General features: G+C 63.1%; 9 protein-coding genes. 7 read left to right on the forward strand and 2 right to left on the reverse strand.

Annotated elements, in window-relative coordinates; translation table 11 throughout:
• Positions 1 to 1,322, forward strand: a 1,322-nt coding sequence (gene cobA / locus H0V34_10395) for a uroporphyrinogen-III C-methyltransferase (protein ID MBA2492081.1), incomplete at its 5' end; no start/stop codon positions are given.
• A gap of 391 nt (positions 1,323 to 1,713) precedes the next feature.
• Here the strand turns inward: cobA and H0V34_10400 are convergent.
• Positions 1,714 to 2,859, reverse strand: a complete 1,146-nt coding sequence (locus tag H0V34_10400; protein ID MBA2492082.1) for a hypothetical protein — start codon at positions 2,857 to 2,859, stop codon at positions 1,714 to 1,716.
• 257 nt (positions 2,860 to 3,116) lie between these two features.
• Between H0V34_10400 and H0V34_10405 the strand changes: the two genes are divergently transcribed.
• The 6 genes from H0V34_10405 (at position 3,117) to H0V34_10430 (ending at position 8,120) form a co-directional block, all read left to right on the forward strand.
• Entirely contained in the window at positions 3,117 to 4,520 is a 1,404-nt protein-coding gene (locus tag H0V34_10405; protein MBA2492083.1) for a DUF839 domain-containing protein, read from the forward strand.
• A 223-nt stretch (positions 4,521 to 4,743) separates the two neighbouring features.
• Complete coding sequence (gene tatA / locus H0V34_10410; GenBank protein MBA2492084.1) at positions 4,744 to 4,989, forward strand: twin-arginine translocase TatA/TatE family subunit; 246 nt, start codon at positions 4,744 to 4,746, stop codon at positions 4,987 to 4,989.
• A 215-nt stretch (positions 4,990 to 5,204) separates the two neighbouring features.
• Positions 5,205 to 5,897 (forward strand): MotA/TolQ/ExbB proton channel family protein, encoded by a 693-nt coding sequence (locus H0V34_10415; protein MBA2492085.1) that lies wholly within the window; start codon positions 5,205 to 5,207, stop codon positions 5,895 to 5,897.
• Positions 5,898 to 5,902: 5 nt separating this feature from the next.
• On the forward strand, positions 5,903 to 6,337 hold the full coding sequence (locus H0V34_10420) for a biopolymer transporter ExbD (protein ID MBA2492086.1): 435 nt from the start codon (positions 5,903 to 5,905) through the stop codon (positions 6,335 to 6,337).
• 23 nt (positions 6,338 to 6,360) lie between these two features.
• On the forward strand, positions 6,361 to 7,218 hold the full coding sequence (locus H0V34_10425) for an energy transducer TonB (protein ID MBA2492087.1): 858 nt from the start codon (positions 6,361 to 6,363) through the stop codon (positions 7,216 to 7,218).
• Positions 7,218 to 8,120 carry a cobalamin-binding protein gene (locus H0V34_10430; GenBank protein MBA2492088.1) on the forward strand — a complete coding sequence of 301 codons (903 nt, stop codon included), beginning with the start codon at positions 7,218 to 7,220 and terminating at the stop codon, positions 8,118 to 8,120. Before H0V34_10425 ends, H0V34_10430 begins: the two co-directional genes overlap by 1 nt.
• Here the strand turns inward: H0V34_10430 and H0V34_10435 are convergent.
• A partial coding sequence (locus H0V34_10435) for a Fic family protein (protein MBA2492089.1) occupies positions 8,109 to 8,382 on the reverse strand: 274 nt, incomplete at its 5' end. The two genes, H0V34_10430 and H0V34_10435, sit on opposite strands and share 12 nt — an antisense overlap.

An 8,382-nucleotide genomic window follows, 5' to 3' on the forward strand; every position in this document is an offset into this window, starting at 1 on the left:
TGCGGCGGGCGGGCGCCGATGTGGTGGTGATCGCGCCGCATCTGGGGCCGGCGTTGCGCGCCGATGTCGATCGCGGGCGGGTACGACACGTCGCGCGGCTGTTCGCTGACAGTGACGTGGATAATAACGCGCTGATCATCGCCGCCACCGATGATCCGGATGTCAACCGGCGCATCGGGGAGCTGGCGCGCTCGCGCAACGTGCCGGTGAACGTGGCCAGCGATGCCGCGCTGGGCAGTTTCATCCTGCCGCCGGTAATCGATCGTTCTCCATTGCAGATCGCCGTTTCCGCCGGCGGCGCCTCGCCAGCGCTGAGCCGCGATTTGCGCGGACGGCTGGAAAATTTTATTCCGGCCGCTTACGGACAACTCGCCGGCCTGCTTAGGTCGTTCCGTCCGGCCCTGCGGCGACGCTTCCCGGACCAGGCACAGCGGCGTCGCTTCAGCGAGCAGGTGTTGCACGGGCCGGTCGCCGAGGCGGTGTTTGCCGGCCGCGTGATTGACGCGCGCGAGATGTTGAGCCGCATGCTGGCCGCGGATGCGTCGCCACCGCGCCTGGCGGGCGAGGTTTACCTGGTCGGCGCGGGTCCCGGTGACCCTGATCTTCTGACCTTCCGTGCACTTCGATTAATACATCAGGCCGACGTCGTGGTGTACGACCGGCTGGTGTCGCAGCCAATCCTGGAGCTGGTGCGAGCCGATGCGGAACGTCTGTACGCTGGCAAATATCCGCGCGGACCGGCGATCGCGCAGGAAGCGATCAACCAATTGTTGATCCGACTGGCGAAACAGGGCAAGCGCGTGTTGCGCTTAAAGGGCGGCGACCCGTTCATCTTCGGCCGCGGCGGCGAGGAAATCGCGACTCTGGTGGAAGAGGGCATCCCATTCCAGGTCGTCCCCGGCATCACCGCTGCGTCGGGCAGCGCGGCCTACGCGCGCATCCCGCTCACGCACCGCGATTACGCGCAGGCCTGCGTTTTCGTCACGGGCCATTTGAAGAACGGCACGGTGGACCTCAACTGGCAAATGCTGGCGCACGAACGCCAGACGCTGGTGTTCTATATGGGGTTGCTCGGTGTGGAGGTGATCTGCGCGCAGCTTGTCGCGCACGGATTGTCCGCTAGTACGCCGGCGGCCCTCATCGCGCAAGGCACCACGCCACGTCAGCGGGTGCTCATCGGCGATCTCGCAACCTTGCCGGGGCTGGTCGCGGACAACGCCGTGCAGGCGCCGACCCTGATCATCGTGGGTCAGGTAGTCCGTCTGCACGACAAGCTGCGCTGGTTCGAGCCAACCGCGGCGACGGATTCGAGTCCACGCTAAAGCCGCGGCGTACTGACGTCCGGCCCTGGCAAGGCCGGTCGCCCTGCTTCGCCGACCCTAAAAAATCATCCCTCGGCGCCGACTGCCGCGACGGTATGCGCCGCGCGGCGAGATGGGGCACTGGATCGTAGCCGGCGGCATGGATGGCGCGGATGCGCTCAAGCCTGGACAGAAGCGTCTGTCTGGGCAAACCTGGAATGTAAACGCTCATGCCCGAGGGCAGCAGCGCTTTCGCCTGTTCGAGCCGGTCAGAATCGCATGCCGCGCTCAGATCTATCGAGCCGTCGCACATCAGCTCGGCGATGACGCGCTCCAGATGATGCGTGTCAATTGCCTGACTGTGATGGCTACCCGTGACAATGGCCGCTTCCATTTGCATATCCGCGCGCCTCTACGACAGTCCGAGCTGGTCGGACGCCATTTTGGCGCCTTTAACGCGCGACTTGATCTTCTTGAAGGCCACGTCGCGCGCGACATCCGGCGAGCCGTGTTTGGGTTTCATGTCAACGCTGAACGGCGAAAAACCGCAGTCGTCGGTGGCGCCCAGGCGTTCTTTCGCGATGTATTTGGAGGCGAGCAGCAGGTCGTCGCACACCTGCTCCGGGGTTTCAACATTCGGGTCCTGCGGGTTGATCACGCCGATAAAACACACCTGCGGCACCCCGTTCGCGTCCTCGCGGCTGTGCTCACCGACAAGCTTGTAAACGCTCTCCTTGTCCTTCTCGCTCGCGAGCTGCATTAGAAAGTAACCGGCGTTCATCCTGAACATGCTGGGCAGTAATTTCGCGTACGGAACATCCGCGCTATGCGTGGAGTCCATGTCGCCGCCGGGGCAGGTGTGAATGCCGATGTTCCTGCGTTCTTGGGCAGAAAATCGGTCAATAACCCGATTGTTGAGTTCGACGAACTGCTCCAGCATGCCGCGCCCGGTCCACGGATTGTCGGGATCGTTGCGGCAGGCAAGCCGCCCCTCGGTAAAGTCTATCGACACCCGCGCAGCACCCGCCTTGAACGCCTTGCGGATGTCTTTTTCGCACTCGTTGCAGAGGTCTTTCAGAAAGTTCTCGCGCGGGTAATCAGGCACCTCGTCGTCCAGCGGATACAACAGCGCGAGCATCGATGGCGCGATCACGGCCTGCTTCATCGGCTTGCTCGCGTACTTGATGGACTTTTCCAGATAGTCCGCGGCGTACGTCTTGTACTTGAACGGACCCGCGGTAAGCCGCGGCAACTGGCGATGATGGCCGTCGGCGAACACGGCGAAATACTGGCCGTCCGCGGCGAGATTGTCGGCCAGGCCGGTGCCCGCCAGCGTATCGGTAAACGGATAGGTGGCGAAGCTGGATGCGCGTTGTTCACCGTCGGAGATTATGGGCGCGCCCGTTGCCTCCCCGCGCTCGATAGAGTCGCGGCAGGCGGCGTCCTGTTCGGCCTGCAACTGTTCGAACTTGATCTTGCCGGCGTCGTAATTCTCGATCGCCTGTTGCAGCCTGACTGGCCGTGGCAGTGAACCCACGGGCTCGGTGGGAATCGGCATACTCATTATCTCCGTCGGTGATTGATCTGTCGTTGTTCTATGAGGCCTGCCTTTTGAGTATAGGTCGATTGGTTCGGATTTGCCGACCGCTTTACAGTGAAGCCGTCCGGGCACGTATGTGCTGAAATGCGCCACAATAGTTCGCGGTGTGCCTGTCAACCGTGCTGAATCGAGATGCCGCTGAGCTTCGTTGCGGCGCAGCCATCGAGTAACGCTATGAGCGATCCGCGGGTTTCAAACGAACGGAGTTCCGGTTTATGCTGACGCGCCGCGGGTTTCTGGCCGCCGGCGCGGCCAGCGCGTTTTTCGGGCTGCGCGTGGCGGTTGGCGCGGGCGTGAACACCGCAGCTAGCGGAAAGACAAAATCCCCGTTCGGCCCCCCGCTACCGGACCCGCACCGTTTGCTGGACCTGCCGCGCGGTTTCTCGTACACCATCATTTCGCGCGCCGGGCAAAGGATGGATGACGGTCTGTACGTGCCGGGCGCGCACGACGGCATGGCTGCGTTCGATGCCGGCGATGGCAACGTGGCGCTCGTTTGTAATCATGAGTTGGAACCCTTCGATATCAAAGCCGGCCCGTTCGGACCCAATCAGGAGCGTCTGCGGCATATAGCCCGCGATCGTTTGTACGATGCAGGGGGCTGCGTGGCCGGGCAGGGTGGCGCCACCACATTGATTTACGATCCGCGCGCCAGGAGGGTGGAGCGGCAATTCCTCTGTCTTGCCGGCACCGAGCGCAATTGCGCCGGCGGCGCGACGCCGTGGGGTGCCTGGCTGTCGTGCGAAGAAACCGCGGCGCGCGCGGATTTTTTCCATGGCCGGGATCACGGCTGGGTGTTCGAGGTGCCGGCCGACGCGCGAGCGCCGGTCGATCCCGCGCCGCTGAAGGCCATGGGGCGCTTCAGGCACGAAGCGGTGGCGATCGATCCCGCGACTGGTGTTCTGTATCTCACCGAAGATGAGGACGACAGCCTCATCTACCGCTTCCTGCCCCAAACGCCCGGACGGCTTGCCGCTGGCGGCCGGTTGCAGGCGCTGGCGCTGGCCGAGAGAAAAGCCGCGGATACGCGCAACTGGCCAGGCGGCAGTGAAAATCAAATCCCGGAAAACACGCCGTTAGACGTGCGCTGGCTCGATCTCGACGAGGTCGAATCACCGCGCGACGATTTGCGGATGCGTGGTCACGCGGCGGGCGCGGCGCTGTTCGCGCGCGGGGAGGGCATCTGTTTCGGTAATGGCGAGCTGTATTTCTGTTGCACCTCGGGCGGCGCGCTCGGTGCGGGGCAGATATTCCGTTACCGGCCGAGCGCATTCGAAGGCGCTTCGCGCGAACGCGAAGCGCCCTGTCAGCTCGAACTGTTCGTGGAAAGCGCCGACCGTCGCGCGCTCGATAACTGCGATAACCTGACCATGACGCCCTGGGGCGATCTGATGGTGTGCGAGGACGCGAACACGCCCTGTTCGCTGGTCGGCGTCACGCCGGACGGCGGACTGTATCGATTTGCCGAGAATGCCCACACGCCTTCCGAACTGGCGGGCGTATGTTTTTCGCCGGACGGGCGCACCCTGTTTGTCAACATCCAGAAAAGCGGGTTGACCCTGGCGATCGCCGGGCCTTTCCCCGGGTCTCCAGAGTTGAATCCCAGGCATCGGTGCTGATGCATAAGGGACCGGACCGATTCCTTTCTTAAATGGTTTTGATTATCATTTGGCGGTGTCGCGCGTTTGCCTAGCTGGCCGTCTGGGCATGCCGGTTTACGGACATGCCGCGAATTTGAGTCGAATCAATCGCTGTAGATTATGTCAATAGGCAGTCAATAGATGTCGCGCGTTTCAATACGCCGGGTTAACGCGGACCCGGCTCACAGACTGGAGTCAGGGTATGGGTTTTAGTATCGGACATTTGCTGGTGGTATTGCTCATCGTCGCCTTGCTGTTTGGAACCAAGCATCTGCGCAATCTCGGCGGCGATCTTGGCTCGGCAATCAAGGGTTTCAAGGAGGCTATGAGCGGAGGCGACAAGGAATCGGACAAGTCTGCGATCGACAGGCTGGCGGACCGCAGCGGCCCGAGCGACCGCGAGTCACACGGCGCCCACGTCGAGGACAAGGACAAGAACAAGGTTTAGACGCGCGAGCGTAAGGTTCGCGGCAAATCGCGCGCGCCTTTGTTATGGGGCGTGAGATTTTATCCTTGCGATGATGGTCCCGAAGGTTTAACCAGTCACCCCGCCCGTGGCGTGTCGCTTCCGCAGGACCCGCGAACTGTCCGCCGCACCGATGACGCGCCCCCGCGCCGCGCCGCGTTCTCTCTATCGTTCACTGAAGGCCAAGGAGTTTGATGATGGATCCTGAAACGTCCACGCTTCCCATTTCGTCTCACCTATTGCTGCAGGAACTATTGTTGAATGCCGACCCGGTGGTCAAGGTCGCGGTGATCCTGCTGGTTTTGTTCTCCGTGTGGTGCTGGGCCATCATCGCGACCAAGACGTATCAGCTCATCAAGGCGCGGCGCTCGGTCGCACGCCTGGAACGCGAACTCGTTACGGACAAGACGTTCGAGCCGAATCCGGAAAGTGCTCGCGCCTACGCGGTGGTCGAGGCCGGCACCCGCGAATGGCGGGACGGCGCACCGACTGACGGCGCGCCCGAGTCCCGCTCCGACGCACGCGAGCGCATCGAACGCGCCATGCGCGCGGCATTGAGCGGAGAACTGCGCGACCTGCAGAAACGCCTGCCGTTTCTGGCAACGGTGGGCTCGGCGGCGCCGTTCATCGGATTGTTCGGCACCGTGTGGGGCATCATGAACAGCTTCACCGCGATCGCGCGTTCGCAGGACACCAGCCTGGCGGTGGTCGCGCCGGGCATCGCAGAAGCCTTGCTGGCGACCGCCATCGGTCTGGTGGCGGCCATTCCGGCGGTGATGGCGTACAACAAGTTCGCGACCGAATTTTCGATCTATTCCAACCGCGTGCAGACCGCCATCGGCACATACGGCGGGCGGCTGGCGAAGCTGACCCCGCTGGGTGATGCGTAATGGCCATGCACCTGATGGAACTGGGCGGCGCGGTCGAAGAGGCCGGCAGCGACCTGCATCCCATGGCTGAGATCAACGTCACGCCGTTCGTCGATGTCATGCTGGTGCTACTCATCGTGTTCATGGTGACCGCGCCGCTGATGGTGTTGCAGGTGCCAGTGGAACTGCCCAAGGTAAGCGCCAGCCCGATGGAAAAGCCGCCCGAGCCGATCGTGCTGGTGCTGAACAGGCAGAATCGTATTTTTATCGACAAGACCGAGATCACGGAAGGCGAAGTTTTCGGACGTCTTGAATCGCTTAATACGAAACGCCCCGATGCCGCCGTTTATGTAGGCGCGGACGAAGGTGTTTCTTACGGCAAGGTCCTCAAATTGCTGAGCGCCGCGGGCGCCGCCGGCTTCGCGCAGGTCTCGCTGCTCTCCGAAGACGACGCGCAGTAAGCCACCAAGCGCGTCGGTCCATCATGCGTTACGGCATTGTCCTCTCGTTTATTCTGCACGCCCTGGTGATCGTGCCGCTGCTGTTCGTCTATACGTCCAGGCCAAACGAACCCGCCGGACGCGAGACGCCACCCACCCGCTACGTGGCGCAAACCGTGAACATCGAGGCATTGCGGCCCGAGCCGGTGCCGGTCGCGCAGCCGGAACCGCCGCCATCGGAGGAGCCGGAGCTGATCGTGAGCGAAGCGGAGCAGGCCACCACAGTCGCGCCGGTGGAGCCGGAAACGGTCGAGTCCACCGAGCCGGAACCGCCGCCCGAACCGGTCGCGCTGCGGGAACCCGAACCCATTGCGGAAGAACCGCCGCCGCCCGAAGTTGTCGCCACCGAACCCGAGCTACTACCCGCACCGATCCCTGAACCGGAACCGCCGCCCGAACCCGAGCCGCCGGAGCAGGCGGTCGAGCCGCAACCGCCGGTAACGGCGCAGGTGCCGCCCCCGGACCAGCAGGCCATGCTCGATCAACAACCCACGCACGGCAGCGCCAGCTCGGGCAACACCTCGCAGGAACAGTCCGGTGGGGCCACACCAGGTCAGCGCGCTGATTACTTCGCGGAGCTGCGGGGATGGCTGGAGCAGCACAAGCAGTATCCTTACATGGCGCAGCGCATGCGTCAGGAAGGAACGGTACAACTACGGTTCGTGATGGACAGGGAGGGCAATGTGCTGTCCTACAACATCGATCAAAGCTCCGGCTATTCAGCCCTGGACGGCGAGGTTGAGGAACTCATACTGCGCGCCGATCCGCTGCCGCCGCTGCCAGACGAGATGCCCGAAGCGAAGGTCGAAATGGTGGTGCCGGTATCGTTTTTCCTGCAGTAATCCGGCGCCTCCGTGCGTATGTGCGGTTTCTTTGTCTGCTGGCGCTCGTGTCGCCGCTCGCGTATGCGCAGATCGCGGTCACTGACGATCGCGGCGACACGCTGACCCTTGAGCGACCGGCGCGACGTATCGTCAGCCTGTCGCCACATATTACCGAGCTGCTGTTCGCGGCCGGCGCCGGCGCGCGCGTGGTCGGCACGGTGGAGTACAGCGATTATCCGCCCGCGGCCAGGGTCATTCCGCGCATTGGCAACTATGGCGCGGTCAATCTCGAAGCCCTGCTGGCGCTAAGGCCCGACCTCGTGGTCGCCTGGGGCAGTGGCAGCCCTGCAGCGCTGGTGCAGCGTCTGCGCGACCTCGGCGTGCCGGTTTACGTTACCGAACCGCGCAGGCTTGCCGATATCGCGGATCACATCGCGAGGCTCGGGCATCTGACGGGTACTGCGGTCATTGCACAGGCCGCCACGGATGATTTCCGCCGGCGTCTGCGCGCGTTGCGTGGGCGGTATGCGGGGGACTCCGAAGTGAGCGTGTTCTACGAGGTATGGCACGCGCCCCTGACGACGATCAATGGCGCGCACCTCATCAGCAAGGTGATGCGGCTGTGCGGTGGCCGAAATGTATTCGCGGATCTGCCGATGCTGGCGCCGCAGATCAACATAGAGTCGGTGCTGGCACGCGATCCGGATGCGATCGTCGTCAGTGGCACGGCGGACGCGCCCGATGAACTGCGAAACTGGCGGGAATATCCCGAACTCCGCGCAGTAGCGGCGGGACACCTCTACTTTATCGATCCCGATCTCATCCAGCGGCACACGCCGCGCATTCTCGATGGCGCGGAAGTCATGTGCGGGCAGCTTGAGCGGGTGCGCGACGGCTTGCCCGACAATTTAAGGCAATAACGCACGCAGACGCTCGGCAGTCTGCTCGCGATCGATCTTTGAGGCAGCAACGTCCAGCACCAGCGCCTCCCAATTGTCAATATCGGATGCCGGGATATCCGGTTTGGACAGCAGACCAATAGCTTCCAGAAACACGAGGCATGCAGCGAGTGCGGCGCGCTTGTTGCCATCCACGAACGGGTGATTGCGACACAGATAGAACAGGTAAGCTGCTGCAACCTCTATCCCATCCTTAAGCAGCGGTTCCCCGCCGTAAGAGGCT

Source organism: Gammaproteobacteria bacterium (genome assembly GCA_013696315.1).
Taxonomy (GTDB): Bacteria; Pseudomonadota; Gammaproteobacteria; order JACCYU01; family JACCYU01; genus JACCYU01.